At 71.9% G+C, this 26,212-nt stretch carries 21 protein-coding genes and 1 pseudogene; 8 read left to right on the top strand and 14 right to left on the bottom strand.

The window, feature by feature from the left end; all coding sequences use genetic code 11:
* Positions 1–103: 103 nt before the first annotated feature.
* Entirely contained in the window at positions 104–1,759 is a 1,656-nt protein-coding gene (locus AB8A24_RS11940; RefSeq protein WP_369475492.1) for an MFS transporter, read from the bottom strand.
* Positions 1,760–2,366: 607 nt separating this feature from the next.
* Between AB8A24_RS11940 and AB8A24_RS11935 the strand changes: the two genes are divergently transcribed.
* Positions 2,367–4,130: a biotin carboxylase N-terminal domain-containing protein gene (locus AB8A24_RS11935; protein ID WP_328961948.1), complete on the top strand. Its 1,764-nt coding sequence runs from the start codon at positions 2,367–2,369 to the stop codon at positions 4,128–4,130.
* Between the two features lie 68 nt (positions 4,131–4,198).
* Here the strand turns inward: AB8A24_RS11935 and AB8A24_RS11930 are convergent, their stop codons facing one another.
* Both AB8A24_RS11930 and AB8A24_RS11925 read right to left on the bottom strand, forming a co-directional pair.
* Positions 4,199–5,149 (bottom strand): DeoR/GlpR family DNA-binding transcription regulator, encoded by a 951-nt coding sequence (locus tag AB8A24_RS11930; protein WP_078909244.1) that lies wholly within the window; start codon positions 5,147–5,149, stop codon positions 4,199–4,201.
* 175 nt (positions 5,150–5,324) lie between these two features.
* Entirely contained in the window at positions 5,325–6,764 is a 1,440-nt protein-coding gene (locus AB8A24_RS11925; RefSeq protein ID WP_328961949.1) for an NAD(P)H-quinone dehydrogenase, read from the bottom strand.
* 173 nt (positions 6,765–6,937) lie between these two features.
* On the opposite strand from AB8A24_RS11925, the gene AB8A24_RS11920 reads away from it, so the two are divergent.
* The 3 genes from AB8A24_RS11920 (at position 6,938) to AB8A24_RS11910 (ending at position 10,046) form a co-directional block, all read left to right on the top strand.
* Positions 6,938–7,375 carry a gamma-glutamylcyclotransferase gene (locus AB8A24_RS11920; protein ID WP_030012228.1) on the top strand — a complete coding sequence of 146 codons (438 nt, stop codon included), beginning with the start codon at positions 6,938–6,940 and terminating at the stop codon, positions 7,373–7,375.
* A 177-nt stretch (positions 7,376–7,552) separates the two neighbouring features.
* Positions 7,553–8,359, top strand: coding sequence for a purine-nucleoside phosphorylase (locus AB8A24_RS11915; RefSeq protein WP_033219655.1), 807 nt, complete (start codon positions 7,553–7,555; stop codon positions 8,357–8,359).
* A 28-nt stretch (positions 8,360–8,387) separates the two neighbouring features.
* On the top strand, positions 8,388–10,046 hold the full coding sequence (locus AB8A24_RS11910; protein WP_328961950.1) for a phospho-sugar mutase: 1,659 nt from the start codon (positions 8,388–8,390) through the stop codon (positions 10,044–10,046).
* 142 nt (positions 10,047–10,188) lie between these two features.
* Here the strand turns inward: AB8A24_RS11910 and AB8A24_RS11905 are convergent, their stop codons facing one another.
* Genes AB8A24_RS11905 through afsQ1 form a run of 3 tightly spaced genes read right to left on the bottom strand, consistent with a single transcriptional unit; the run spans position 10,189 to position 12,948 of the window.
* Entirely contained in the window at positions 10,189–10,794 is a 606-nt protein-coding gene (locus AB8A24_RS11905) for a hypothetical protein (RefSeq protein WP_328965874.1), read from the bottom strand.
* Positions 10,787–12,217: a HAMP domain-containing sensor histidine kinase gene (locus AB8A24_RS11900; protein ID WP_328965875.1), complete on the bottom strand. Its 1,431-nt coding sequence runs from the start codon at positions 12,215–12,217 to the stop codon at positions 10,787–10,789. The genes AB8A24_RS11905 and AB8A24_RS11900 overlap by 8 nt, the downstream gene beginning before the upstream one ends.
* Before the next feature lie 53 nt (positions 12,218–12,270).
* Complete coding sequence (gene afsQ1 / locus AB8A24_RS11895; protein ID WP_063754818.1) at positions 12,271–12,948, bottom strand: two-component system response regulator AfsQ1; 678 nt, start codon at positions 12,946–12,948, stop codon at positions 12,271–12,273.
* 188 nt (positions 12,949–13,136) lie between these two features.
* Between afsQ1 and AB8A24_RS11890 the strand changes: the two genes are divergently transcribed.
* Positions 13,137–13,835 carry a SigE family RNA polymerase sigma factor gene (locus tag AB8A24_RS11890; RefSeq protein ID WP_328961951.1) on the top strand — a complete coding sequence of 233 codons (699 nt, stop codon included), beginning with the start codon at positions 13,137–13,139 and terminating at the stop codon, positions 13,833–13,835.
* A 155-nt stretch (positions 13,836–13,990) separates the two neighbouring features.
* On the opposite strand, the gene AB8A24_RS11885 is transcribed toward AB8A24_RS11890, so the two are convergent.
* The 4 genes from AB8A24_RS11885 to AB8A24_RS11870 are packed head-to-tail and all read right to left on the bottom strand — an operon-like array spanning position 13,991 to position 19,358.
* Positions 13,991–15,061 carry an NlpC/P60 family protein gene (locus tag AB8A24_RS11885; protein ID WP_328961952.1) on the bottom strand — a complete coding sequence of 357 codons (1,071 nt, stop codon included), beginning with the start codon at positions 15,059–15,061 and terminating at the stop codon, positions 13,991–13,993.
* Between the two features lie 41 nt (positions 15,062–15,102).
* Positions 15,103–15,585, bottom strand: coding sequence for a poly-gamma-glutamate biosynthesis protein PgsC/CapC (locus AB8A24_RS11880; RefSeq protein ID WP_030712455.1), 483 nt, complete (start codon positions 15,583–15,585; stop codon positions 15,103–15,105).
* Positions 15,582–17,063, bottom strand: coding sequence for a poly-gamma-glutamate synthase PgsB (gene pgsB / locus AB8A24_RS11875; protein ID WP_328961953.1), 1,482 nt, complete (start codon positions 17,061–17,063; stop codon positions 15,582–15,584). Before pgsB ends, AB8A24_RS11880 begins: the two co-directional genes overlap by 4 nt.
* A gap of 3 nt (positions 17,064–17,066) precedes the next feature.
* Positions 17,067–19,358 carry a HAMP domain-containing protein gene (locus AB8A24_RS11870; protein ID WP_328961954.1) on the bottom strand — a complete coding sequence of 764 codons (2,292 nt, stop codon included), beginning with the start codon at positions 19,356–19,358 and terminating at the stop codon, positions 17,067–17,069.
* Between the two features lie 289 nt (positions 19,359–19,647).
* Here AB8A24_RS11870 and AB8A24_RS11865 point away from each other — a divergent pair, with 289 nt between their 5' ends.
* The gene (locus AB8A24_RS11865) at positions 19,648–20,541 is read left to right on the top strand and encodes a hypothetical protein (RefSeq protein ID WP_328965876.1); all 894 of its coding nucleotides are present in this window, start codon (positions 19,648–19,650) and stop codon (positions 20,539–20,541) included.
* Between the two features lie 20 nt (positions 20,542–20,561).
* Here the strand turns inward: AB8A24_RS11865 and AB8A24_RS11860 are convergent, their stop codons facing one another.
* Positions 20,562–21,263 carry a uridine kinase gene (locus tag AB8A24_RS11860; RefSeq protein WP_078851016.1) on the bottom strand — a complete coding sequence of 234 codons (702 nt, stop codon included), beginning with the start codon at positions 21,261–21,263 and terminating at the stop codon, positions 20,562–20,564.
* A 51-nt stretch (positions 21,264–21,314) separates the two neighbouring features.
* Between AB8A24_RS11860 and AB8A24_RS11855 the strand changes: the two genes are divergently transcribed.
* Entirely contained in the window at positions 21,315–21,665 is a 351-nt protein-coding gene (locus AB8A24_RS11855; protein ID WP_266380866.1) for a hypothetical protein, read from the top strand.
* 86 nt (positions 21,666–21,751) lie between these two features.
* On the opposite strand, the gene AB8A24_RS11850 is transcribed toward AB8A24_RS11855, so the two are convergent.
* From AB8A24_RS11850 to deoC, 3 genes are read right to left on the bottom strand one after another with little or no spacing between them, the layout of a single operon-like run.
* Positions 21,752–22,645, bottom strand: coding sequence for an aldehyde dehydrogenase family protein (locus AB8A24_RS11850; protein ID WP_328961955.1), 894 nt, complete (start codon positions 22,643–22,645; stop codon positions 21,752–21,754).
* On the bottom strand, positions 22,638–24,074 hold the full coding sequence (locus tag AB8A24_RS11845; RefSeq protein ID WP_033219643.1) for an aldehyde dehydrogenase family protein: 1,437 nt from the start codon (positions 24,072–24,074) through the stop codon (positions 22,638–22,640). Before AB8A24_RS11845 ends, AB8A24_RS11850 begins: the two co-directional genes overlap by 8 nt.
* Before the next feature lie 5 nt (positions 24,075–24,079).
* The gene (deoC, locus tag AB8A24_RS11840) at positions 24,080–25,042 is read right to left on the bottom strand and encodes a deoxyribose-phosphate aldolase (protein WP_328965877.1); all 963 of its coding nucleotides are present in this window, start codon (positions 25,040–25,042) and stop codon (positions 24,080–24,082) included.
* Between the two features lie 244 nt (positions 25,043–25,286).
* On the opposite strand from deoC, the pseudogene AB8A24_RS11835 reads away from it, so the two are divergent.
* Positions 25,287–26,212: pseudogene (locus AB8A24_RS11835) on the top strand (hypothetical protein); the annotation flags it as partial.

The raw sequence follows: 26,212 nt of genomic DNA, 5'->3' as shown, positions 1-26,212 counted from the left end.
CCGTTCGACGCCTGGAGGCTACTAACGGGTAGCCCTGCGGGCAAGACATCCGCACACCCGGCTTGCGGACGCCTCCCGCCCCACGGACCCCCGTACGGCGCCGCTAAGACGACGACTTCGGCTTCTTCTCCCGCGGCCAGGCGGTGTACGACCAGGACCAGATGGTGTCGATCACCCAGATGGTCAGCCAGATCCGACCGGCCCAGACCAGCGGTCCGCGCTGCTCGTCGGGCACGGCGCCATCCGTGAGCTGCCATACGAGCCAGCTGGAGTCCAGGGCCCACAGGACCAGTTGCCCCAACGCGAACACCACCGTGTGGATGTACCAGTCCCGCCGCTCCTTGCGGGCGTGGGCCTTCGGCCCGAGGACGGCCCCCGCCGACGGCTGCCCCGCCGCTTCCCGCTCACCCATGTCCGTGCCCCTACCCCTGTCGATGCCGCTGTCGCTGTTGTCGTTGCCGTCGTCGTTGTCGTCGTCGTTGCCGTCGTCGTCGCCGTCGTCGTCGCCGTCGTCGCCGTCGTCCGCCCGGTCCGTCCCGGCCGCTCGGTCCACTGCCACGTCGGCGGTCTTCGGCCCGGGCTTCTTCCGCTCCTGCGGCAGGCCCAGGGTGCGGACCGCGTACGGCGCCACGAGCGCCCCCAGGGCCGAGGTCGCCGCGGCCGCCACGCAGGCGGCGACCCAGCCTGCCTCCTCGTAGAGCACGCCCATCACCAGCGGGCCGACCACCACACCGGCCAGGCGGGCGCTCTCGTACAGGCCCATGGCCCGGCCGAACCGCCCCCCGGAGGCGGCGGCCACGGTCGCCTGCTCCACCGGGATCTGCGCGGCGAAACAGGCGGCGGCCACGGTCCACAGGACGGCGACGGCGGGCGGCGTGGAGACCACCGCGAGCCCCGCGGCGAACAGCGCGCTCGCCGCGAACGAGGCGACCATGGTCGGCGTCCGACCCCACCGGCCGGTGAGGTGGTGCGCGTGCGCCGGCAGCAGGACGAACACCACGAAGCCGGGGGCGAAGACCAGCGCGATCTCGTTCGGCGACAGCTCCAGCTCCGCCTGCAGCCGGAGCAGCAGAAGCATCCACAGCCCCGCCTCGGCCGCGGCCGTCACCGCGGACACCACCATCAGCGGCAGCAGCCGGCGCTCCGCCGTGCCCCACCGCTCCCGGCGCCCGGTCGCGCCCCGGGCCGGCTCCTGGCGGGGCCCGCGCAGCAGCGAGGCCATGGCCAGCGCGCAGGCGGCGCTGCCCAGCCAGAACAGCAGTGCGTAACCCGCGCGTTCCAGCAGGGAGAACGCCACCAGGTAGCCGACGAAGGCGCCCTGGCCCTCCGCGGACAGCAGTCTGCCGTAGGCGGAGGTGCCGTCACCCTCCTGGGACCGCTGTCCGGTCCAGGCCCGCAGCGCGACCCAGAACAGGGCCCCGCCGGCGCCTCCCAGGCCCGCCGCGGCGAAGGCCACGACCAGTGAGTCGGCGAGCGCGTAGCCCGCGAACGACAGGGCGTACAGACCCGCACCGGCCGCCGCCACCCGCCGCTGGTCGAAGCGGTCGGCCAGCTCCCCGGCCAGCGGGCGCACGATCAGCGACAGTAGCGCCTCGAAGGCGATCAGCGCGCCGACCACGGAGGCTCCGGCACGCAGCGTCGACCCCGCCCACAGCGGCAGCAGGAAGTCGAGCACCTCCGCCGGGGCGCTCGCGCACAGCGCCGCCGACAGGACTCGGCGCCCGGCCGGATCCGCGGGCGCCTTCGTCCCGGTGCTCACGCTTCGACGTCCGGTGAGCAGCACCCGACCTCTGTCGCGTCGGATCGGCCGGGAAGGGGCCCCGGTAAGAAGCCTGCCAAGGCCATCACCTCGTCCTCGTCTCGCTGTCGTCGTTCTGCCACGCCGTCCGTAGGACGCCGTTCGGCCCGCCCGGGTTGTCAACTCTTCGGTAGCGTCGCCGCCGCGCGATCGCGGGCCCCGCTGCCGCCCATCCGTAGGACCCGCCCGGCGCGCTCCCGCCCGCCCGGGCCCGGGCGGGCCACATCGCTGTGGGTACGGTGTTGTCCCTGTTCGCCCCGCGGGACGACCGGGCTACCAATCAGTAAACAAGGGGACAACTCCTCTCACGACCGCAAAGAAACTGTGGGCCGTTCGTAGGGACTCGACAAAGAATCACCCGGGGCCGCTGACCCGGGGGACAGAGACCTTGGATACATGACGGGGTTACTGTGCAGTCGGGGATCCCCCTGACCTGGGGCGCCACAAGGGTTCTCCGCCGGATCGACCCGCGCATCACACTCTGTGTGGGCAAGGTCACCACCGGGGAAGGGTCGAAAGGCCGTGTGGGCTGTCCCTAAACTCAGCTTGTTTCAAGGAGGGAGCCATCGTGCGCAAGGTGCTCATCGCCAACCGTGGCGAAATCGCTGTCCGCGTTGCTCGGGCCTGCCGGGACGCCGGGATCGGGAGCGTAGCCGTCTACGCCGATCCGGACCGGGACGCTCTGCACGTCCGCGCGGCCGACGAAGCTTTCGCGTTGGGCGGTGACACCCCGGCCGCCAGCTACCTGGACATCTCCAAGGTCCTCCAGGCCGCAGCCGACTCCGGTGCGGACGCCATCCATCCCGGATACGGTTTCCTGTCCGAGAACGCCGACTTCGCCCAGGCCGTGATCGACGCCGGCCTGACCTGGATCGGTCCGCCGCCGCAGGCGATCCGTGACCTCGGCGACAAGGTGGCCGCCCGTCACATCGCCCAGCGCGCCGGGGCGCCGCTGGTCGCCGGTACGCCGGACCCGGTCTCCGGGGCCGACGAGGTCGTCGCCTTCGCCAAGGAGCACGGCCTGCCGATCGCCATCAAGGCCGCCTTCGGTGGTGGCGGTCGCGGTCTGAAGGTCGCCCGCAACCTCGAAGAGGTGCCGGAGCTCTACGAATCCGCCGTCCGTGAGGCCGTCGCCGCCTTCGGTCGCGGCGAGTGCTTCGTCGAGCGCTACCTCGACAAGCCCCGCCACGTCGAGACCCAGTGCCTGGCCGACTCGCACGGCAACGTCGTCGTCGTGTCGACCCGTGACTGCTCCCTCCAGCGCCGCCACCAGAAGCTCGTGGAGGAGGCCCCGGCGCCGTTCCTGAGCGATGCTCAGAACGCGGAGCTGTACGCCGCCTCCAAGGCGATCCTGAAGGAAGCCGGCTACGTCGGCGCCGGCACCGTCGAGTTCCTCGTCTCCGCCGACGGCCTGATCTCCTTCCTGGAGGTCAACACCCGCCTCCAGGTCGAGCACCCGGTCACCGAAGAGGTCTCCGGCATCGACCTGGTCCGCGAGATGTTCCGCATCGCCGACGGCGAGGAGCTCGGCTACGGGGACCCGGTCCTGCGCGGTCACTCCATCGAGTTCCGCATCAACGGCGAGGACCCGGGCCGCGGCTTCCTCCCGGCGCCCGGCACGGTGACGAAGTTCGCCGCGCCGTCGGGCCCGGGCGTCCGCCTCGACGCGGGCGTCGAGTCCGGCTCCGTGATCGGCCCGGCCTGGGACTCGCTCCTGGCCAAGCTGATCGTCACCGGCGCCACCCGCGAGCAGGCCCTGCAGCGCGCCGCCCGTGCGCTCGCCGAGTTCGAGGTCGAGGGCATGGCCACGGCCATCCCGTTCCACCGCGCGGTCGTCGCCGACCCGGCGTTCGCCCCCACCGACGGCAGCCCGTTCACCGTCTTCACCCGGTGGATCGAGACCGAGTTCGTCAACGAGATCCCGGCGTTCACGGCCCCGGCCGCGGATGACATCGAGGACGAGCCGGGCCGCGAGACGGTGGTCGTCGAGGTCGGCGGCAAGCGCCTGGAGGTCTCGCTCCCGTCGTCGCTGGGCATGACCTTGGCCCGTACGGCCGCCGCGGGTGGCGCGAAGCCGAAGCGCCGCGCGGCCAAGAAGTCCGGCCCGGTCGCGTCCGGCGACACCCTCGCCTCCCCGATGCAGGGCACGATCGTCAAGGTCGCGGTCGAGGAGGGCCAGCAGGTCAACGAGGGCGACCTGGTCGTCGTACTCGAAGCCATGAAGATGGAGCAGCCGCTGAACGCGCACCGCTCCGGCACCGTCGTCGGCCTCACGGCCGAGGTCGGCGGCTCCGTCACATCCGGCGCCACCATCTGCGAGATCAAGGACTGACGTCCGAGAACGCCTCGAACGCCGGCGGGGCTGATTTCTCAGCGCCCCCAGCACACGGCCCGCGGGAGTCAGCGGCGGCGCATGTCGGCCACGCGGGCCCGCTCCGCCTGCGGCTCCAGCATCCCACCGGCGGCACTGCGCAGCTGCGCGGTCGGCCCGCCCCGCCGCTGCACCGGCAGCGGCGACTCGCGGCGCGGCCGCCGCCCCTGCATCCCGTCCACACCGCCGGAGGGCACGGCTCCGCCGGCCACGGTGATCTGCACGCCCTGGTCCGCCAGCGCCTGCAGCTCCGTACCCGCCCGGTCGTCGTGCGGCGGCGGCTCGTCCGTCACCAGACGTGTCATCACATCGGTGGGCACGGTCTGGAACATGGTGTCGGTGCCGAGCTTCGTGTGGTCGGCCAGCACCACCACCTCCGCCGCCGCCTGCACCAGCGCCCGGTCCACGCTGGCGGACAGCATGTTGGACGTGGACAGCCCGCGCTCGGCGGTCAGACCGCTGCCCGACAGGAAGGCCCGCGAGACCCGCAGCCCCTGGAGGGACTGTTCGGCTCCGCTGCCCACGAGGGCGTAGTTGGACCCGCGCAGGGTGCCGCCGGTCATGACCACCTCCACCCGGTTCGCGTGGGCCAGGGCCTGGGCGACGAGCAGCGAGTTGGTGACGACGGTCAGTCCGGGCACCCGGGCGAGCCGACGGGCCAGCTCCTGGGTCGTGGTGCCCGCGCCGACGACGACGGCCTCGCCCTCTTCGACGAGGGAGGCGGCGACATCGGCAATGGCGGTCTTCTCCGCCGTCGCGAGATGGGACTTTTGCGGAAAGCCGGACTCCCGCGTGAAACCGCCCGGCAATACCGCACCGCCGTGTCGGCGGTCGAGGAGTCCTTCTGCCTCCAGTGCCCGCACGTCCCGCCGTACGGTCACTTCGGAGGTCTGGACGACGCGGGCGAGCTCCCGGAGCGAAACCGCTCCGTTGGCCCGCACCATTTCGAGGATCAATTGGCGACGTTCTGCAGCGAACACGAAACTGACAGTAACCCCAACGACCGTCTGCTTTCAGCTCTTTGCGCCGGAATACCGAAGTTGTCCATAAGGCGGGGCGACTAGTGGTATACGCAGCCGGAGAGTTACGTGAACATCTCGCCACGAAACGGCGCCCCGCCCCAAACCCCTTACGGTGTGCGGCGGTTAGCGGGGATTACGCCTCCCCGGCGGCCTTCCGCGTGTGCAGCTGACGGGCCACCTCGGCGATCGAGCCCGAGAGCGAGGGGTACACGGTGAACGCTTTTGCGATCTGCTCGACCGTCAGATTGTTGTCGACCGCGATCGAGATGGGGTGGATCAGCTCGCTCGCGCGCGGGGAGACGACCACGCCGCCGACGACGATCCCGGTGCCCGGACGGCAGAACAGCTTCACGAAGCCGTCCCGGATGCCCTGCATCTTGGCGCGCGGGTTGCGCAGCAGCGGGAGCTTCACCATGCGGGCGTCGATCTTGCCGGCGTCCACGTCCGCCTGGGTGTAGCCGACGGTGGCGATCTCCGGGTCGGTGAAGACGTTGGAGGAGACCGTCTTGAGGTTCAGCGGGGCCACCGCGTCACCGAGGAAGTGGTACATCGCGATGCGTCCCTGCATCGCCGCGACCGACGCGAGCGCGAAGACGCCCGTGACGTCACCGGCGGCGTACACGCCGGGCGCGGAGGTGCGCGAGACCTTGTCGGTCCAGATGTGCCCGGAGTCCTTGAGTCGGACCCCGGACTCCTCCAGGTTCATGTTCTTGGTGTTCGGGATCGCGCCGACCGCCATCAGACAGTGCGTACCGGTCAGCACGCGGCCGTCGGAGAGGGTGACCTCGACCCGGTCGCCCACCCGCTTGGCGGACTCGGCGCGCGAGCGCCCGACGACGTTCATGCCGCGACGCCGGAAGACGTCCTCCAGCACGGCGGCGGCGTCCGGGTCCTCGCCGGGCAGCACGCGGTCACGGGAGGACACGAGGGTCACCCGGGAGCCGAGGGCCTGGTACGCGCCGGCGAACTCGGCGCCGGTCACACCGGAGCCGACCACGATGAGCTCCTCGGGGAGCTCGTCGAGGTCGTAGACCTGGGTCCAGTTCAGGATCCGCTCGCCGTCGGGCATGGCGTCGGGGATCTCGCGGGGGGTGCCGCCGGTCGCGATCAGGACGGCGTCCGCGGTCAGGATCGTCTCGGAGCCGTCGGCGGCCGTGACGATGACGTCCCGGGTGCCGTCGATGCCCTGCGGTCCGCCGAGCTTGGCGCGGCCGCGCACCACGCGGGCGCCGGCCCGGGTGACGGAGGCCGTGATGTCGTGCGACTGGGCGAGCGCCAGGCGCTTGACGCGCCGGTTCACCTTGCCGAGGTCCACGCCGACGACGCGCGCGGCCTGCTCGATGTGCGGGGTGTCGTCCGCGACGACGATGCCGAGCTCCTCGTACGAGGAGTCGAAGGTCGTCATCACCTCGGCGGTCGCGATCAGAGTCTTGGAGGGTACGCAGTCGGTCAGCACCGATGCCCCGCCCAGACCGTCGCAGTCGACGACGGTCACCTCCGCGCCGAGCTGGGCCCCCACCAGGGCTGCCTCATACCCGCCGGGTCCGCCGCCGATGATCACGATCCGGGTCACGAAAAGTCCGCCTCACGTCTACCCGGCCGGCTGCCGCCCCGGCCGGTGTTCCGGGGGGTCTCCCCGGGGGATGCATTCCGTGCCCCATTGTCCCGCACGCTTCAAGGTGCTTCGCGCCCGGTCCCACCATCCGGGCACGCGTGCACCGGCACCCCTCCCGTACTCTCGACCACATGTCGCTCTACGCCGCGTACGCCGGCAACCTCGACCCGCGGCTGATGACGCGCCGCGCTCCGCATTCGCCGCTGCGCGGCACGGGCTGGATCAACGACTGGCGGCTGACCTTCGGCGGCGAGCAGATGGGCTGGGAGGGCGCTCTCGCCACGATCGTCGAAGCGCCGCGCCACCAGGTCTTCGTCGCCCTGTACGACATCGCGCCGCTGGACGAGGACTCGATGGACCGCTGGGAGGGTGTCGGACTCGACATCTACCGCCGGATGCGGGTGCGTGTGCACACGCTGGACGGCGAGGAGGCGGCCTGGGTGTACGTCCTGAACGGCTACGAGGGCGGTCTGCCCTCGGCCCGCTATCTCGGCGAGATCGCCGACGCCGCCGAATCCGCGGGCGCCCCGCACGACTACGTGATGGAAATCCGCAAGCGCCCCTGCTGATCTTTTCGGGCCCCGCCGGCGATCGAGGCGCGGGGTCCGGGGCGGAGCCCCGGTCCTTCGGCCCACACCTCCGCCACCCCCTCGGGGACGATTCGGCGGAAACGACAAGGCAACGATCCGAACACCGTGAGCTGTGCCATCTACGCGCGTAGGCCGGAAGCGGTTACGCTCGTCCGCGTGAACGCATCTGTTACCGACCCCTTCGCCGCCGCCGACGCCGCAGCCGCCCGCCTGCGTGAGCTGACCGGCGTGGACACCCACGATGTCGCCCTCGTCATGGGCTCCGGATGGGCCCCCGCCGCAGAGGCGCTCGGCGCCCCCGAGGCCGAGTTCCTCGTCACCGAGCTGCCCGGCTTCCCGCCCGCCGCCGTCGAGGGCCACGGCGGCAAGATCCGCTCGTACAAGATCGGCGACAAGCGCGCCCTGGTCTTCCTCGGCCGGACCCACTACTACGAGGGCCGCGGCGTCGCCGCCGTCGCCCACGGCGTGCGCACCGCCGTCGCCGCCGGCTGCAAGACCGTCGTCCTGACCAACGGCTGCGGCGGTCTGCGCGAGGGCATGAAGCCCGGCCAGCCCGTCCTGATCAGCGACCACCTCAACCTGACGGCCACCTCGCCGATCGTCGGCGCGAACTTCGTCGACCTCACCGACCTGTACTCGCCGCGCCTGCGCGCGATGTGCAAGGACATCGACGCGAGCCTCGAAGAGGGCGTCTACGTCCAGTTCCCCGGCCCGCACTACGAGACCCCGGCCGAGATCAACATGATCCGCGTCATGGGTGCCGACCTGGTCGGCATGTCCACCGTGCTGGAGGCCATCGCCGCCCGTGAGGCCGGCGCCGAGGTGCTCGGCATCTCCCTGGTCACCAACCTGGCGGCGGGTCTGTCCGGCGAGCCGCTGAACCACGAAGAGGTCCTCCAGGCCGGCCGTGACTCGGCCGCCCGCATGGGCACGCTGCTGACGCAGGTCCTCGCCCGCATCTGATCGACGTACGAGAGCTAAGGCGGAAGCAGTGCAGGAACAGGCACAGGCACAGGACGACCTGATCACCCGGGCGCAGGCCTGGCTGGCCGAGGACCCGGACCCGGAGACGGCCGCGGAACTGGCCGCGCTCATCGAGGCCGGCGACACGGCGGAGCTCGCGGACCGTTTCTCGGGCACCCTGCAGTTCGGCACCGCCGGACTGCGCGGTGAGATCGGCGCCGGCCCGATGCGGATGAACCGCGGCGTGGTCATCCGGGCCGCGGCGGGCCTCGCGGCCTACCTGAAGGCCCAGGGCCACGACGGCGGCCTGGTCGTAGTCGGCTACGACGCCCGCTACAAGTCGGCGGACTTCGCCCGCGACACCGCGGCCGTCATGACCGGCGCCGGGCTGCGCGCGGCCCTCCTGCCCCGCCCCCTGCCGACGCCCGTGCTCGCGTACGCGATAAGGCACCTCGGCGCCGTCGCCGGCGTCGAGGTGACCGCGAGCCACAACCCGCCCCGGGACAACGGCTACAAGGTCTACCTCGGCGACGGCTCGCAGATCGTCTCCCCGGCCGACACCGAGATCGCGACGCAGATCGCGGCGGTCGAGAAGCTGGCCGACGTACCGCGCCCCGAGTCGGGCTGGCAGGAACTCGGCGACGAGGTCCTGGAGGCCTACCTGGCGCGTACGGACGCCGTCCTGACCCCCGGCTCCCCCCGGGGCGTGCGGACCGTCTACACGGCCATGCACGGTGTCGGCAAGGACGTCGTCATGGCGGCCTTCGCCCGGCACGGCTTCCCGGAACCGGTGCTCGTCGCCGAGCAGGCCGAGCCCGACCCGGCCTTCCCGACCGTGGCGTTCCCGAACCCGGAGGAGCCGGGCGCGATGGACCTGGCCTTCGCGAAGGCCGCCGAGGTCCGGCCCGACATCGTGATCGCGAACGACCCGGACGCGGACCGCTGCGCCGTGGCCGTGCCCACGGCGGACGGCTGGCGGATGCTGCGCGGCGACGAGGTCGGCGCGCTGCTGGCGGCGCACCTGGTCCACAAGGGTGCGCGGGGTGTCTTCGCCGAGTCCATCGTCTCCTCCAGCCTCCTGGGCCGGATCGCGGAGGCGGCGGGCGTCGGTTACGAGGAGACCCTCACCGGCTTCAAGTGGATCGCCCGCGTCGAGGGCCTGCGCTACGGCTACGAGGAGGCGCTCGGCTACTGCGTGGACCCCGAGGGCGTCCGCGACAAGGACGGCGTCACCGCCGCCCTGCTGGTGGCGGAGCTGGCCTCGGTGCTCAAGGAGCAGGGCCGCACGCTGACCGACCTGCTGGACGACCTGGCGATGGCCCACGGCCTGCACGCCACGGACCAGCTGTCGGTGCGCGTCTCCGACCTGTCGATCATCGCCGACGCGATGGCGGCGCTGCGCGCGCAGCCGCCGGTGTCGCTCGCGGGTCTGCGGGTGGTCTCGGCGGAGGACCTGTCCAAGGGCACGGAGACCCTCCCGCCCACGGACGGCCTGCGCTACTACCTGGACGGCGCGTACAAGGCCCGGGTCATCGCCCGCCCGTCGGGTACCGAGCCCAAGCTGAAGTGCTACCTGGAGGTCGTGGTCCCGGTGGCCGAGGCCTCCGACCTGGCCCCGGCCCGCGTCCGCGGCCAGGAGGTCCTGGACGCGATCAAGAAGGACCTCTCGGCGGCCATGGGCATCTGAGTTCCTGCCCGCAGAGCCGGGGCTTCGGCCCCTGCCCGGCCCGGTCCCGCCCCGTCCGGCGGGACCGGGCCTTCGCATGTCCGGCCCGCCTGCGTTCGAGGCGCGGGGATTCCGGGGCAGCGCCCCCGGCGACGGCGGCGCGTCAGGAAGGCGTGGGCGCGGGGGTGGCCAGTTCGCCCAGGGTCGGTACCGACTCCGGGCGGGAGCGGACCGCGTCCGTGCACTCCCACGCCCGCGGCGGATCCACGTCCGGGCCGCCCAGGATCACCGGGCCCGGGGTCGCCTTCAGGGCCTCGCTGCCCGCCAGCGTGCACACGATCTGCGAGAGCGCCACCGGCGGCAGGTCCTCCGGCTTGCGGCTGAGCCGCACCGTGCCCGTCGGGTCGCCCGGCCTCGCCGCTCCCGCCGACAGCCCGACCGGGACCTCGCTCGTGAAGCCGGCGTCCCGCTCCTCCGTGGTCGGCGTCCGCTCCAGCGCTTCCAGCAGTGCCTGCGCGACCATCGCCAGCGGGTCCCGTACGGGCTTCTTCTCGGGCACCGGAACCACGCGCTCCACGCCCACCAACTGCGATCCGCAGACCAGTTCCACCGTGGCCCGGAAGCCCTGCACCCCGCTCGGCTGCTCCTGGGTGTCGCAGGACACCCGCGACGGCGCCGCGCCCACGTCCACCGGCACGGTCGTCGCCCGGATCCCGCAGGCCGACGTCGCGAGCAACAGGACCGCGACCACCGGCAGAGCCCTACGCATCCTCGTCACCCGCGAGCACCTTTCCCACGTCCACCGGCAGCCGCAGCGTGAACAGCGCCCCACCGCCCGGCACATTGGCGGCGGTGATGTCGCCGCCGTGGATGTGCGCGTTCTCCACGGCGATCGACAGGCCGAGCCCGCTGCCGTCCGACTTCGGCCGTGACGCGCTCGCCTTGTAGAACCGGTCGAAGACGTGCGGCAGGACCTCTTCGGGAATGCCCGGACCGTTGTCCTGCACCGCGATCACCAGCCACTCCCCCTCCACCGTCACCGACACCCGCACCGGCGAGCCGCCGTGCTTGAGCGCGTTGCCGATGAGGTTGGCGAGGATGACGTCGAGGCGGCGCGGGTCCAGGCGGGCCACGATGCCCCGCTCGGCGTCGAGTTCGACCGCGTCGAGCCAGGCCCGGGCGTCGATGCAGGCGGTGACCTGGTCGGCGACGTTCACGTCGTCCAGCACCAGCTTGGCCGTACCCGCGTCGAAGCGGGTGACCTCCATCAGGTTCTCCACCAGGTTGTTGAGGCGGCGCGTCTCGCTGACGACGAGCGCCACGGCCGGTGCGATCATCGGATCGAGGTCGTCGACCTCCTCCTCCAGCACCTCCGCCACGGCCGTCAGCGCGGTCAGCGGCGTCCGCAGCTCGTGGGACATGTCCGCGACGAAGCGCCGGCTCGACTCCTCCCGCGCGCTCATGTCGGCGACCTTCTTCTCCAACGCCTCGGCCGTCTTGTTGAAGGTGTGCGACAGGTCGGCGAGTTCGTCCGTGCCCGACACGTCGAGGCGGTGGTCCAGCTCGCCCTCGCCGAGCCGCCGCGCCGCGTCCCCGAGCCGCTGCACGGGCTTGAGCACGGTACGGGCCGCGGCCTGCGCCAGCAGGGCGGAGCCGAGCAGCGCGAGACAGGTGGCGATGGTCAGCGACCAGCCGAGCGCGTTCAGGTCGTCCCGCTCCTGCGCGAGGGACTTGTACATGTAGCCGGTGAGCCCGCCGCCCACGACGCGCGTCCCGCCGACCAGGTACGGATTGCCGTGCGGCTTCGTCCGCTGCCAGTAGACGTGGTACTCGGAGTCGTTCGCGGCGGTGGTCTTCTGCCGGTCGTTCACCGCGCTCTGCAGGGACTTCGGTACGTTGGCCAGCCCGAAGGAGTCGGGCCCCGCCGCGCCGAAGATCTGCCGGTTGTCCTTGCCCACCTGCACCAGCAGCACGCTGTATCCGGGGCTGCTGCCCGCCATCAGTTCGGCGGTGCGCTGCAGCTCCTCGGCGGTGGGATCGGCGGGCAGCGCGGCGGCCCGGTTCTGCATCTCCTGCCGGAAGTCGCCGAGTGCCGCGTCCTGGACGCGGGTGAGGACGGCCTCGCGGTTGAGCCAGTAGGCGATGCCGGAGGCCGAGACCGCGGCCGTGAGCGCGACCAGGCAGAACACCATGAGGAGCCGCAGCCGCAGGCTGGTCCAGCGCCGGCCCGCGAGCAACGACCGGATCACTGCGGGGAGTCCAGGCGGTAGCCCACACCCCGGACGGTACGGATCAGGGTGGGCGAGGACGGCACGTCCTCGACCTTGGCGCGCAGCCGCTGCACGCAGGCGTCGACGAGCCGCGAGTCACCGAGGTAGTCGTGCTCCCAGACCAGCCGCAGCAGCTGTTGGCGGGAGAGCGCCTGCCCGGGCCGGCGGCTCAGTTCGAGCAACAGTCGCAGCTCGGTCGGCGTGAGCTGCAGGTCCTCGCCGTTCTTGGTCACCGTCATGGCGGCCCGGTCGATGACCAGGGAGCCGAAGCTCGCCGAGTCGCTCGACTCGCGCTCGCCGCGGCGCAGCACCGCCCGGATCCGGGCGTCGAGGACCCGGCCCTGGACGGGCTTGACCACGTAGTCGTCGGCTCCGGACTCCAGGCCGACCACCACGTCGATGTCGTCGCTGCGCGCGGTGAGCAGGATGATCGGCAGCTGGTCGGTGCGGCGGATCCGCCGGCACACCTCGAAGCCGTCGATCCCGGGCAGCATCACGTCCAGCACGATCAGGTCCGGCCGCTGCTCGCGCAGCAGTTTCAGGCCGTCCTCGCCCGTCGCCGCGGTGGCCACACGGTGGCCCTGGCGAGACAGGGAGAGTTCGAGGGCCGTGCGGATGGCGTCGTCGTCCTCGATCAGCAACAGGAAAGGCACGGGCTCATTCTGTCCCATCGGCAGTCGGGAGTTCGACCGTCGCGCGACGTGATCCTGTCGGGGTCCTGTCAGAAGTCGCTGTGACACGGCTGTGACAGTCGACGGACACCCCGGTTAAGTCGGCGGGGCAATCTTCTATCAACGCACAACGGACCGAAGCAGAGACACTCCACGACGGGGGGCGCGAGATGAACACGCTGCACAGCACCAGCACCAGCGCGGTTGTCACGCGGCTGCACGATGTGAACCGCCGGGCGGGTGTCCGTACGGTGGCGGTCGCCCGTCCCCGGCCGGCCCACGTCGTAGCCATTGACGCAAACCAGTACCAGGCGGTTCCCGCCACCGAGCGGACTTCTCCCTCCATCTCGGAGGCGGAGTTCACGGCGTACGTCCAGGAGCGGCGTGCCGCCCTGTACGCGACGGCCTTCCACCTCACCGGCGACCGGTACGAGGCCGAGGACCTGCTGCAGAGCGCGCTGTTCTCCACCTACCGCGCCTGGGACCGGATCAGCGACAAGGCGGCCGTCGGCGGCTACCTGCGTCGCACGATGACGAACCTGCACATCAGCGCGTGGCGTCGGCGCAAGCTCAACGAGTACCCGACGGAGGAGCTGCCGGAGACGGCCTCCGACACGGACGCGATGCGCGGTACGGAACTGCGCGCGGTGCTGTGGCAGGCCCTGACCCGGATCCCGGAGCCGCAGCGCACGATGCTGGTGCTCCGCTACTACGAGGGCCGCACGGACCCGGAGATCGCGGAGATCCTCGGCATCAGCGTCGGCACCGTGAAGTCGAGCATCTGGCGCTCGCTGCGCCGCCTGCGGGAGGACGAGGCGCTCAGCTTCGGCCGTGACGAGGCGGAGTCCTTCGAGGAGCTCGTCGCGTAACGCGGCACACACAGAAGCCATCGGGCCAGGGGGCCCGTCCTACGGGGGTGGGGCGGGGGCCGCGGGGGGAAAAGGCCGGATCGAGCGGACGGGGGTCCGCCTGATCCCGCCTTTTCATATGCCGGCCACGCCGGCGGACCGCGCGGGCGGTCGGGTCACAGGCGCTTGGCGCTGCGCAGGGCGGCGGCGTAGTAGCCGTTGCCGTCGAGGCGGGAGGCGCCGCCCTTGTCACCGATGGTGGGCCCGTTGGCCTCTTCGCGGCTCGAGATGAAGATCTTGTGCCCGTCGGTGTCGTTGCCGAGGTACATGCCGGTGTGGTCCAGGCGTTCGCCGGTGCGCCCGTCGAGCTTGAAGAACACCAGGTCGCCCGGCTGGAGGACGTCGACGGAGGCCGGCCGGTCCTGCGGGCCGACGCCCCCCAGGGCCAGGATGTCCACGCCGACCTTCGAGCGGGCCATTCCGTTGGCGGTGCGCGGCAGTCCGTTGCCCGCGGTGTCGGAGGCCATCAGGGGGAAGCGGCCGCGGTATCCGAAGACCGTGCGGATGAAGCCGGAGCAGTCCAGGGCCCGGTGCTTGGCCTTCTCCGGTCGTTCCGTGGTGCCGTTGCGGAAGGTGTACGGGATGCCGAGGTAGTCGTAGAAGTCCGACTGCTCCAGGCGGAGGTCGTTGCCCTCGGAGCCGTTCGGGTTGAGCGGCCCGAAGATGGCGTCGCCCGCGTACTGGACGCCGGCCGCGTCCTTCTTGACCGGTGCCTGGTCCCCGTACTGGAAGGCGATGGCGAAGAGGTCGTCCTCCTCGCTCCCGTAGTACTTCTTGAACCAGTCCTGGAACCACTGCTCGCGCTCCGCGCCCGGTCGCCAGCCCTCCGGCAGCAGGCGGACCCAGGTCTCGGTGACGACGCGGGTCGTGGTGGTGGCCGGCTCGGTGAAGGTGCGGCTCTTGCCGGTGAGCGACGCGGTGCGCGCGCCGTCCGTGAAGGTGGCGAGGACGGCGCCGTCCGCGCCGCGCAGGACGGAGCGCTCCGGGTTCTTGAGCCGCTCCCACTTCTGGGCGCCCTCCTGGGCGCCGACCTGGTGCGCCCGGTCGGTGACGTGCAGCACCGCGGGGGCCTTGGCCTGCTCCTCCTTGCGCAGCTCGTAGGTGAAGTACGCGCTGCCGGCCAGCAGGAGCGCCACGACGGCGGCGTGCAGGACGGGATGGGTGCGGCGGGCGGACTTGGCGGTCATCGGTGTGCTCCGGGCGGTGCGGGTGGTCGGGCCGGCGTCGGTCAGGCGTGCGGCATGAAGCCGAGCAGGATGCCCGCGGTCAGGACGACGTACGTCATGAGGGTCGCGGAGCCGGTGGCGAGCAGGGTGGCGCCCTTGGGCTGGCGGACGAGCTGGTAGGCGATCAGGCCGGGGACGATGAAGCCGAGGGTCTGGTTCGCGTACAGCAGGGGGAACTTCATCTGGAGCACGATCACCACCGTGGCCTGGAGGAGGACACCGATGAGGACGACGGCCGCGAAGAGGCGCTTGCCGTAGAGGATGACGAACTTCTGGGTGACGAGGGTGAGCGCGTACGTCAGGGCGGTGATGCCGACGACGAGTGCGGCGCGCTGCAGGTCCTCGATGAGGGTGAGCGCGAGCCAGCCGGGGGTGATCATGCCGCCGGGCGAGAGGTTCGTCGTCAGGTAGCAGAGCAGGGAGAACAGCAGGCCCAGCGCGATGCCGATCGCGGCGATCTCGGGGGTGAGGACTGCGGGGATCAACGGGGTTCTCCTGGGCTCTGCCACTGCGGGTTCGGTCGGGGCTCGTACGGGTGGGGCTCGTACGGGTGGGGCGGCCAGGGCTGCTGCGGCGGGTGGACGTACTGCCGCGGCACCGGGGGCTGCGCGTACCGGGCCTCCTGGGCGGCGGTGAGGTCGGCGTACGGGTCGAGGTGCGGCACGTACGGCGGCTGCGCGGGGGCGGCCTGCCGGGGTACGGGGGGCTCGCGGTCCGGGGCCGCCCCGTAGGGCTCCGCCCGGCCGGGCCGGTCGAGCTCGTCGGGCTCGTCGGGCTCGTCCTCGAAGCCGGGGAGTTCCGCCAGGTGTTCCAGGAGGATCTCGCCCTGGCCGTGGATGTTGCCGATGGCGACGAGCGAGGAGCTCGGGCTCAGGTGGCCGAGCAGCTCGTTCATGAATTCCTCGCCGTCGCGCTGGTCGCCGCCGAGGTCGACGGCGCGCCCGCGCCACTCGGCCGGGATCGCGTCGATGGCGCTCTTGGCCGGGTGCCCGATGACGAAGACCTTGTCGGGCATCAGGTCCGGAATGATCGCGCCCATCTGGCCGTTGCGTTCGACGCGGTCGGGGCGGCAGTTGATCACGACGTTGAGGGGGCGGTCGACGGCGCCGAGGTCGAGGAGCTGGTTGATGTTCATCAGCGTGGACTCGGGGTCGTTCGCGGCGAAGACGTTGGCGAAGCGGAGCCGCTTGCCGCCGGGGGCCACGTACCGCTCGACGGAGAGGACGCCGGGGTCCGGCGGGGCGTCGTACATCCCCTGGAGGGCGGTCTCACGGTCGATGCCGAGGAGCTCGGCGACGGTGAGCGCGATGGCGACGTTCTCCTTGAAGGTGAACCAGCTGAAGCCGCGCAGCTCGTCGTCGCCGACCGTGTCGGGGTCGGCGTAGACGAGGGTGCAGTCGCGCGCGTCGGCCTCCTCCTGGAGCACGTGGAAGCGTTCCCGCTCGGCGGTGACGCAGATTCCGCCGTGCGGCATCGAGCGCGACAGGGAGCGGGCGATGTCGTCGAGGGTGGGGCCCATCTCGGCGACGTGGTCCTCGCGGACGTTGCACAGCACGCCGATGGTCGACTGGATCAGCTTCGACTGGTTGATCTCCTGGAGTGCGGGCATGACGGCCATGCACTCCATGACCAGCGCGTGCGGTCGGTAGGCGGCGGCACGCCGGACGATGCCGATCTGTTCGACGACGTTGGCGATGCCGAACTTCCGGTGGACGGGCTCCTCGGTGGCGTCCGGGTGGATGAAGCGGGCCGCGGTGCCGGTGGTCTTGGCGACCGTCACCAGTCCGCCGCCGCGCAGGGCTCCCGCGCACAGCCGGGTGATGGAGCTCTTGCCGCGGATGCCGTTGACGAGCACCCGGTTCGGTATGTGCGCGAGGTTGGCGTAGTGCCGGCGCTGCTCGACGACGCCCGCGACGAGCATGACCAGGCAGCTGAAGAGCAGCACGCAGTAGAGGAAGAGCACGGGTCAGGTCCTTCCGGCCGGGGTGGCAGGGCCGGGCGTCCGGCCGGTGGCGCCGCCGACGGCGTCCCGCTTGCGCTGCGCCGGCAGCTGATGGCGGATGACTTCGAGGCTGCGGGCGACGGCGCCGACCTCGTCGTGGTGGGTCGGGTAGACGACGGTGCGGCGGTCGCCGTCGGCCAGGGCCTCCGCACGGCGGGCGAGGTCGCGCAGCGGGCGGACCACGATGATGTGCATCCAGCCGAGGCAGGCCGCGGCGCCCGTGAGGCCGAGCAGTCCGGCGAGGACGGTGCGGTTCTGCACGGTGTACGCGGGGATCTCCAGGCCCTTGGCGGGCTGGCGGGTGACGACGGTCCAGTCCAGGGGCTGGGCCGCGCCGCCACCGGTCATCGGCGCGGCGGCGGCGACGGCGACGCCGCCCTCGCGGAGCAGGGCGCTCTGGGCGTGCGGGCCCTTCCCCGTCTTGTCGTTCGCGCCGCTCTTCTCGTTCGCGGCCTTCACCAGGGCGTCGAGCGCGGGGTCCGACAGCGATGCGAAGGCCAGGTAGCCGTTGTTGCCGCCGATCACCCGGTGCTCGGCGTCGACGACGCGGACCTCGCCGAGGCCGGGCCGCTTGAGCAGGGCGTTGAGGAAGTCGATGCGCAGCTCGCCGACCACGGCGGCGCCCGCCAGGCCGGGTGCCTCGGCGTACTCGGTGATGACCGGTCGGTTGCCGCTGTCGACGAGGGTCACGGGCTGCTTCGACGGGCCCTGGCCGGCGGGGTGGTGGGGTGTGCCGCCGGTGCGGGCGAGGACGGTGCCGTCGGCGCCCAGGACGTAGAGGGACGCGTAGCGTCCGTGCTGGTTGCGGGTGCGCTCCAGCAGCTCGGTCAGCTCGCCGGGGCTGTTCCTGTCGCTGATGACGGAGGCGACGGAGGTGAGGTCGGCGTGTCCTTCGTTGAGGGCGCGGCGTACCCGGTCGGCCAGGGTGTCGGTGCGTTCGCGCTGGTCGTCGACGATCGACCTGGGCACGGCTACGGAGTCTCCCGCGCGGTTGAGCGTCAGCAGCAGCGGCGCCGACCACGCCAGGAGCAGGATCCCGCACACGGCGAGGAGGGCGCGGGTCCCGATGCGGGAGCGGCGGCCCCCGCGCGGGGCCTCGGTCTGCGCCGCGGGTTCGCCGAGGAGCTGCCGGCGCAGCCGGTCGAGGGCGGCGCCGATGCGGGCGGCCTCGCCGTACTTGGGCAGGGTGACCGGCCGGTGCAGGTCACCGCGGCCGATCCGGCGGCTCTCCAGGAACAGCTGGATCAGCGGGCGCTGGACGGTGGTCACGAGCAGGGCCACGGCCAGTGCGCCGAGCACCAGCAGGGCGGCGGACGCGGCGATCCAGAAGAAGGAGTCGACGGCGGCGGAACGCTCCTCGGCGACGCTGACGAACGAGACGACGGTGAGGCCGAGGGCGGTCGCATCGGTGCCCACGCCGGGCTGCGACCCGGTGAGCTTCGCGTAGCCGGCCACGGAGCGGTGGCCGTCCCTGGCGTCCCCGAGCAGGCTGCCGCTGACGCCGGCGAAACCGCCGGAGCCGGGCTCCTTGGCCTGGAGGGGGTGCCGTTCGGCCTTCTGCGCGACGGTCTTCGCGAACTTCGCGAGCTGCTTCCTCTCCTGCCCGGACCCACCGACGCCGTCGCTGCCGAGGACCTGGCCGGAGGAGTCGAGGACGGCGATGGCGCGGGACCTGCCCAGGCTGATGCCCGGGACCTTCAGGCTGCTGGAGGCGACCAGGAGCTGCTGGGGGCGGTCGGGCCAGGACAGCAGGGCGAGGGTGAGCAGGCGGGTCTCGCCGTTCTCCAGCCGGACCATGCGGGGGGCGAGGCCGGACTCCCCGTCGAGCGCGGTCAGGTCGAGGGCGGTCAGCGGGAGGTTCTCGCCGCGCTGCGCCTCCAGTCGGCCCGACTTGATCTCGATCACGGCCGTGCCGCGCCACTTCTGGTAGACGCTGCCGAGCTTGTCGAGCACGGAGTCGGGCGAGACCGGTTCGCCGGAGCTGAACAGGGAGGCGGTCCTGCCGATGTCCGTGATGCTCTCGTCCAGGGAGGCGCGCAGGGCGATGGCGCCGTCCTCGGCGAAGTACTGCTGGGAGGTGAGGACCGCCGGCGGTACGGTCTCCCGGCCCACGTGACCGAGCTGGAACGCGGTGAGGGCGGCGAGGGCCAGCAGCAGGGCGGACAGGGCGGCGATGGGCGGGCGGATGCCGCCCAGCAGCGACATGTCGGCCCGACGGCGGGTCCGGTGCCGCCGCTTCGGTCGCAACGCGGCCAACGCGGGCTCCTCTTCGTTCTGTCCTGGAGCCGGTGCGGCCTAGGTGTGATGATCTGGGCTTGCGGTGCGCGCGGGGAGTGCCGCGAGGGCCTCGGCGCGTGCGGTCAGCGCGGGCCGGTCCGCCGACGGGTCCCGGTCACGAGGACGGGCGGGCCGGAGCGACGAACGGAGGGACGGAAAGCGGAGGGCATCACTCCGCTATTTTCGTACGACTATGAGCGCTCCACGGACCAGGCGGATAACGATCGCGGCTCTGTGCGGCACCTTCATCACTTTTTGTGCCGTTTTGATGCTTTGGGTGGCGGGCCCGGGAAGCGCACCGCCGGCCCGCCCGGCCGGTCCCGCTCCCCAGCGCTCCGCCGGCACCGACCTGGAGCGGCGGATCGCCGAGTTCACCACCGGCTTCGGCGCGAGCGGCGGCTACCGCACCCCCACCGAGCAGGAACGACTGGCGTTCACCGGGGCGTTCGCCCACCTGCTCGACGGCGATCCGGAAGCGGCGCGGACCGGCCTGTCCGAGATCGACTTCACCCTCCGCACCGTCACGGACGCCGCCACCGGACGCCGGTACGCCGAGGTGGCGGACCGGGTGAGTGAATCGGGCCACACCAGCCGCGGCTGGGGCCGGGTGTACGTCGACCTGGAGGGGCCCGCACGCTGGTCGGTCCAGGTCCCCCACCCCGTCGCCGATGCCCGCACCGAACTCCTGGGGGCACGGGTGCTGCGCGGCGCGCCCGGCGGGGTGCTCGTGCTCGCGGGGGCCCGCCGCGACGCCGGCGAGGACGGGGCGGCCGACGTGGCGCACCGCGACGACTCGGTCTTCCACGGGGTGGTGGAGGAGCTGGCCCGGAGGAACCTGCCGGGGGTCCAGCTGCACGGTTTCGCCGACGAGTCGTTCCGCGGGCGTGACGCGGTGGTCTCCACGGGAGCCGGTGACAGGGCCGTCGCGGACGCCGAACTGCTGACCGCCGCGCTGCGGCGCGACGGCCTGGAGGTCTGCACGGCGTACTCCGCGCGCTGCAAGCTCGCCGGCCGGGAGAACGAACAGGGCCGGACCGCCGCCGACCGGCGGTCCCGCTTCCTGCACGTCGAGCTGAACAAGACGCTCCGCGGCGACGACCGCGGCCTCGACCGGGCCGCGGCCGCGCTCACCACCCTGACGGAGCGCTGGTCCCGCCGCTGAGGGTCCGGCGACCGGACGGCCTACGCGGGGGTCGTCGCGCGGTGGCGGCCCGCCGCGGCCGCCGCCAGGCGGCCGAGGGCCTCGTCGCCGGCGCAGGCGTGCGCGCCCAGGGCGACGTGGCGGGCCACGATGCCGCGTTCGGCACGCATCAGCCGCAGGCCCCTGCGCAGCAGGAACGGCACCGACTTGCGGCCTTCCCGCAGATCGCGGGCCAACCGGCGACGGAAGGTCGTCGAGGGGCGCCCCCGCAGGCAGATGGCGTCCGCGAGGAGGCCGAGCTCCTGGCAGCGGGCGGCCACGTCGGCGGCGAAGATGCCCTCCGCGATGAACAGCGGGGTGCGGGCGATGTCGAGGCTCTCGGTGCCCGTGCGGGAGCTCGTCGCGATGTCGTAGACGGGGACGTCGGTCCGCCCCGCCGCGCACAGTTCGGCGATCGCGGCGACCGCCGCGTCCGCGTCCCAGGACAGCGGGGAGTCCCAGTCGATGTCGGAGCTGCCGTCGACGAGCGGGAGGGTGGGATCGACGCCCTCCTTGTAGAAGTCGTCGAGGCGCAGCACGGGCAGCCCTGAGCGGGCGGCCAGCGAGGATTTTCCGGAGCCCGACGGACCGGTCAGCAGGACGACTCGGGTCGGCGAAGTAGAGGGGGAGCTCACGGGACACCAGTCTGAACCATTCCCCCGGGTAGGGGATCCTCCCGGTGGCCGGTTGGTGTCCAGGAACACACCTCAACTACGCTGCGTGCGCACGCGACCACGACCTCAGGCGGGATCTCCATGGCACGTCACGCAGCCCCTTCCCTTCCGAACCGGCTCCGCAGCGCCGGACTGACCGTCTCGATGGCCGGTGCGGCCCTGGCGATGGCCGCAGGCGGGGCGCAGGCCGGTGAACTCGACATCCCGGCGGCCCTGTCCGGGGTCGCCGACCCGATCGCGAACCTCAAGGTGAATCCGCTCGCCCACACCGGCGTGGACCCGCTGGACAACGGCGTCGCCACGAAGGTCGCCGACTTCCCCTCCGTCGGGACCGGCATGGTCACCGGGATCCTCACCCAGGGGCCCTCGGTGGGCGAGCTGCCGACCGCGGCCGCCTCCTCGCTGCTCGGTCCGGTGCTCCCGAAGCGGTAGACACGCCTTCCGCGGGCACGCGAAGGCCCCGGCAGCGCGGGGGACGCTGCCGGGGCCGGTCTCGTACGGGGCCTGTCCGGGGAGGGCTAGTAGGACGAGCCGCCCGCGCCCAGCGACCCGGTGGGGTGCCAGACGGTCTTGGTCTCCAGGAACGCCGTCATGCGCGACGTGCCCGGATCGGCGCTCCAGTCGTCCACAGGCTGTGGACGCAGGACGCGCTTGAGGTTGTCGGCCGCCGCGACCTCCAGCTCCTTGGCCAGCGCCGCGTCGGCCCCGGCCAGGTCGATCGCGTTGACGTCCTGGTGGGACGCCAGGTGCGGGCCCATCTCGCCGGCCTTGCCGGACAGCACGTTGACCACGCCGCCGGGCAGGTCGGAGGTGGCGAGCACCTCGCCCAGGGAGAGCGCCGGCAGCGGGGACTTCTCGCTCGCGATGACGACGACGGTGTTGCCCGTCGCGATCACCGGGGCGATCACCGAGACCAGGCCCAGGAAGGACGAGTCCTGCGGGGCGACGACCGTGACGACACCGGTCGGCTCCGGGGTGGAGAGGTTGAAGAACGGACCCGCGACCGGGTTGGCCCCGCCCACGATCTGGCCGATCTTGTCGGTCCAGCCCGCGTACCAGACCCAGCGGTCGATGGCCGCGTCGACGACCGCGCCGGCCTTCGACTTGGACAGGCCCTCCGCCTCGCCGACCTCACGGACGAACTGCTCGCGGCGGCCCTCCAGCATCTCGGCGATGCGGTAGAGGATCTGCCCGCGGTTGTACGCGGTCGCGCCGGACCAGCCGCCGAAGGCCTTGCGGGCCGCGACGACGGCGTCACGCGCGTCCTTGCGGGAGGACAGGGGGGCGTTGGCCAGCCACTTGCCCTTGGAGTCCGTCACTTCGTACACCCGGCCGCTCTCGGAGCGGGGGAACTTGCCCCCGACGTACAGCTTGTAGGTCTTGAAGACGTTCAGACGGGTCGACTCAGACATCGAGGTAGCCCTCCAGGCCGTGGCGGCCGCCCTCGCGGCCGAAGCCCGACTCCTTGTAGCCGCCGAAGGGCGAGGTCGGGTCGAACTTGTTGAACGTGTTGGCCCACACGACTCCGGCGCGGAGCTGGTTCGCGACCGCGAGGATGCGCGAGCCCTTCTCCGTCCAGATGCCGGCGGAGAGGCCGTACTGGCTGTTGTTGGCCTTGGCGACGGCCTCGTCGGGCGTACGGAAGGTCAGCACGGACAGCACCGGGCCGAAGATCTCGTCGCGGGCGACGGTGTGCGCCTGGGTGACGTTCGTGAAGAGCGTCGGGGCGAACCAGTAGCCGGAGGACGGCAGCTCGCACGCCGGGGACCAGCGCTCGGCGCCCTCGGCCTCACCGGTCTCCGCGAGCGCGGTGATCCGGGCGAGCTGCTCGGCGGAGTTGATCGCGCCGATGTCGGTGTTCTTGTCGAGCGGGTCGCCCAGGCGCAGCGTGGAGAGGCGGCGCTTGAGGGAGTCCAGCAGCTCGTCGTGGATCGACTCCTGGACCAGCAGGCGCGAGCCCGCGCAGCAGACCTGGCCCTGGTTGAAGAAGATGCCGTTGACGATGCCCTCGACGGCCTGGTCGATGGGGGCGTCGTCGAAGACGATGTTGGCGCCCTTGCCGCCCAGCTCCAGGGTGACCTTCTTGTCGGTGCCGGCGACGTGGCGGGCGATCTTCTTGCCCACGGCGGTCGAGCCGGTGAAGGCGACCTTGTTGACGTCCGGGTGCTCGACGAGGGCCGCGCCCGCGTCGCCGTAGCCGGTGAGGATGTTGACGACGCCCTTGGGCAGGCCCGCCTGGCGGCAGATGTCCGCGAAGAACAGCGCGGAGAGCGGGGTCGTCTCGGCGGGCTTCAGCACGACGGTGTTGCCGGTGGCGAGCGCCGGGGCGATCTTCCAGGCCAGCATCAGCAGCGGGAAGTTCCACGGGATGACCTGGCCGGCCACGCCCAGCGGACGCGGGTTCGGGCCGTAGCCCGCGTGGTCGAGCTTGTCGGCCCAGCCCGCGTAGTAGAAGAAGTGCGCGGCGACCAGCGGGAGGTCCGCGTCGCGGGTCTCCTTGATCGGCTTGCCGTTGTCCAGGGTCTCCAGGACGGCGAGCTCGCGGCTGCGCTCCTGGATGATCCGGGCGATGCGGAAGAGGTACTTGGCACGCTCGGAGCCCGGCAGCGCGGACCAGGAGGCGAAGGCCTTGCGCGCGGCCTTCACGGCGCGGTCCACATCGGCGGCGCCGGCCTGGGCGACCTCGGCCAGCACCTCCTCGCTGCTCGGCGAGACGGTCTTGAAGACCTTGCCGTCGGCGGCGTCGGTGAACTCACCGTCGATGAAGAGCCCGTAGGAGGGGGCGATGTCGACGACCGAGCGGGACTCGGGAGCCGGTGCGTACTCGAATACAGATGCCATGGTGATCAGTCCACCGTCACGTAGTCGGGACCGGAGTAACGGCCGGTGCTCAGCTTCTGGCGCTGCATCAGCAGGTCGTTGAGCAGGCTGGAGGCGCCGAAGCGGAACCAGTGGTTGCTCAGCCAGTCCTCGCCCACGGTCTCGTTGACCAGGACCAGGAACTTGATGGCGTCCTTGGTGGTGCGGATGCCGCCGGCCGGCTTCACGCCGATCTGGATTCCGGTCTGCGCGCGGAAGTCGCGTACGGCTTCGAGCATGAGCAGGGTGTTCGCCGGCGTGGCGTTGACCCCGACCTTGCCGGTCGACGTCTTGATGAAGTCGGCGCCCGCGAGCATGCCGATCCAGGAGGCGCGGCGGATGTTGTCGTAGGTCGACAGCTCGCCGGTCTCGAAGATGACCTTCAGGCGCGCGGCGCTGCCGTCCTCGCGGACGCAGGCCTCCTTGATGACCTTGATCAGCTCGTACGTCTCCAGGTAGCGGCCGGCGAGGAAGGCGCCACGGTCGATGACCATGTCGATCTCGTCGGCGCCGGCGGCGACGGCGTCACGGGTGTCCGCGAGCTTGACGGGCAGGGCGGCGCGGCCGGCCGGGAAGGCGGTCGCGACGGAGGCGATCTTGACGTCGGCGCCGTTCAGCGCGGCCTTCGCCGTGGCCACCATGTCGGGGTAGACACAGACGGCGGCCGTCATCGGGGTCGTACGGTCGGTCGGATCGGGATTGACGGCCTTGGCGGAGAGCGCCCGGACCTTGCCCGGGGTGTCCGCGCCTTCCAGCGTCGTCAGGTCGATCATCGAGATGGCCAGGTCGATGGCGTACGCCTTGGCCGTCGTCTTGATCGAACGGGTGCCGAGGGAGGCCGCGCGGGCCTCCAGTCCTACAGCGTCGACGCCGGGCAGCCCGTACAGGAAGCGGCGCAGCGCACTGTCGGACGTCGTCACGTCAGCGAATGCGGTGAGGGTGGTGGGCATGGTCACCAGATGAGCATATCTACGCGCGTAGCGACCTGTCACCCCCGCCCCCGGATCCGCTATGGAATCGACACCTCCACTCTCCGTCACGGATCTGTGACAGGAGCCGGATCGTCCGCGCGAACAAGATCCGTAACTTTGTTCTCAGCAGCCCGCCAGACACTCACCCGGCTCTCACCGACAGAGAAAACCGCGGCATGCGACTCTCCTCCACCCTCCCAAGACAGCGCTTCCAGGAGTCGTTATGCGTACCGCCCTCCGTGCCTCCATCGCCACCGCCGTCCTCGCCGGTGCCCTCCTCGCCCCGATCGCGGGCACCGCGTACGCGGCCACGACCACCGCACCGGCCGCGGCGGCCGTCGCCGCGACCGTTCCCGACCGCTACGCCGGCACCCCTGTCCTGATCGGCACGGGCGTCGTCGCGGTGCTGCGCAACAAGTCCGAGGGTCCCGAGGCCTGGATCCGCGCCGTTTCCGACGACTGGAAGCCGGGCGACGGCTACACGGGCCGGGTGCTCGCCACGCTGGACGTCGAGCACCTCAAGGCCTCGGTGAACGGCCTGGAGCTGGAGCTCGTCGGGAAGGACTCCGCGCACCCGTCCCTCTCAGTGGCCAAGGGCGGCACGACCAAGTCCTACCCGCTGCCGCAGGCGGCGACGGCCCCGACGGCCCCGGCGGACTGCGTCTCCAAGGTCAAGCAGGTCAACCTCGGCGCCGGACTGCAGGCCGACCTGACCATGTCCCCCAAGGGCCCCAAGGTCGTCATGCACGGCGCCGACCCCGCCGACACCTGGACCCGCACCCTGACCCGCACCAACCCCAAGGGCTCGTCGGACTACCTCTCCCGCATCAACAACCCCAGCAGCGCCAAGCCCGTCTTCGAATGGAAGACCCAGGGCGGCAACGACGTCCCGTCCGGCTTCGCCGACTTCCCCGCCCTCCCCAAGGGCTGCACCCTCGACTACCAGGTCACGGAGGAGACCCCGGCTCCGAAGCCCGAGCCCTCCACCGCCAAGCCGGTGACCGCCACGGACGTCTCCGCCCAGACCGCGGGCCAGACCACCGTCGTCCCCCAGGGAGCCGTCGCCGCGGGCGCCGAGATCGCGTCCGAGGACACCGACAACACCACCACCCTCGCCGCGGGGGCGGGGGGCGGGCTCCTCCCGGGCTT

Source organism: Streptomyces sp. BF23-19, from assembly GCF_041106355.1.
Classification (GTDB): domain Bacteria; phylum Actinomycetota; class Actinomycetes; order Streptomycetales; family Streptomycetaceae; genus Streptomyces; species Streptomyces virginiae_A.
Note: the sequence above shows the minus strand (reverse complement) of the source record. Positions and strands in the feature narration are given on the sequence as shown.

What these genes read in the sequence shown, in the direction of transcription:
- AB8A24_RS11920 (WP_030012228.1), top strand. Translation starts at nt 6,938, where the DNA reads ATGTCGCTCTACGCCGCGTACGCCGGCAACCTCGACCCGCGGCTGATG.
- AB8A24_RS11905 (WP_328965874.1), bottom strand. Translation starts at nt 10,794, where the DNA reads ATGCGTAGGGCTCTGCCGGTGGTCGCGGTCCTGTTGCTCGCGACGTCG.
- AB8A24_RS11900 (WP_328965875.1), bottom strand. Translation starts at nt 12,217, where the DNA reads ATGGTGTTCTGCCTGGTCGCGCTCACGGCCGCGGTCTCGGCCTCCGGC.
- AB8A24_RS11890 (WP_328961951.1), top strand. Translation starts at nt 13,137, where the DNA reads ATGAACACGCTGCACAGCACCAGCACCAGCGCGGTTGTCACGCGGCTG.
- AB8A24_RS11885 (WP_328961952.1), bottom strand. Translation starts at nt 15,061, where the DNA reads ATGACCGCCAAGTCCGCCCGCCGCACCCATCCCGTCCTGCACGCCGCC.
- AB8A24_RS11865 (WP_328965876.1), top strand. Translation starts at nt 19,648, where the DNA reads ATGCTTTGGGTGGCGGGCCCGGGAAGCGCACCGCCGGCCCGCCCGGCC.
- AB8A24_RS11855 (WP_266380866.1), top strand. Translation starts at nt 21,315, where the DNA reads ATGGCACGTCACGCAGCCCCTTCCCTTCCGAACCGGCTCCGCAGCGCC.
- AB8A24_RS11850 (WP_328961955.1), bottom strand. Translation starts at nt 22,645, where the DNA reads ATGTCTGAGTCGACCCGTCTGAACGTCTTCAAGACCTACAAGCTGTAC.
- AB8A24_RS11845 (WP_033219643.1), bottom strand. Translation starts at nt 24,074, where the DNA reads ATGGCATCTGTATTCGAGTACGCACCGGCTCCCGAGTCCCGCTCGGTC.
- deoC (WP_328965877.1), bottom strand. Translation starts at nt 25,042, where the DNA reads ATGCCCACCACCCTCACCGCATTCGCTGACGTGACGACGTCCGACAGT.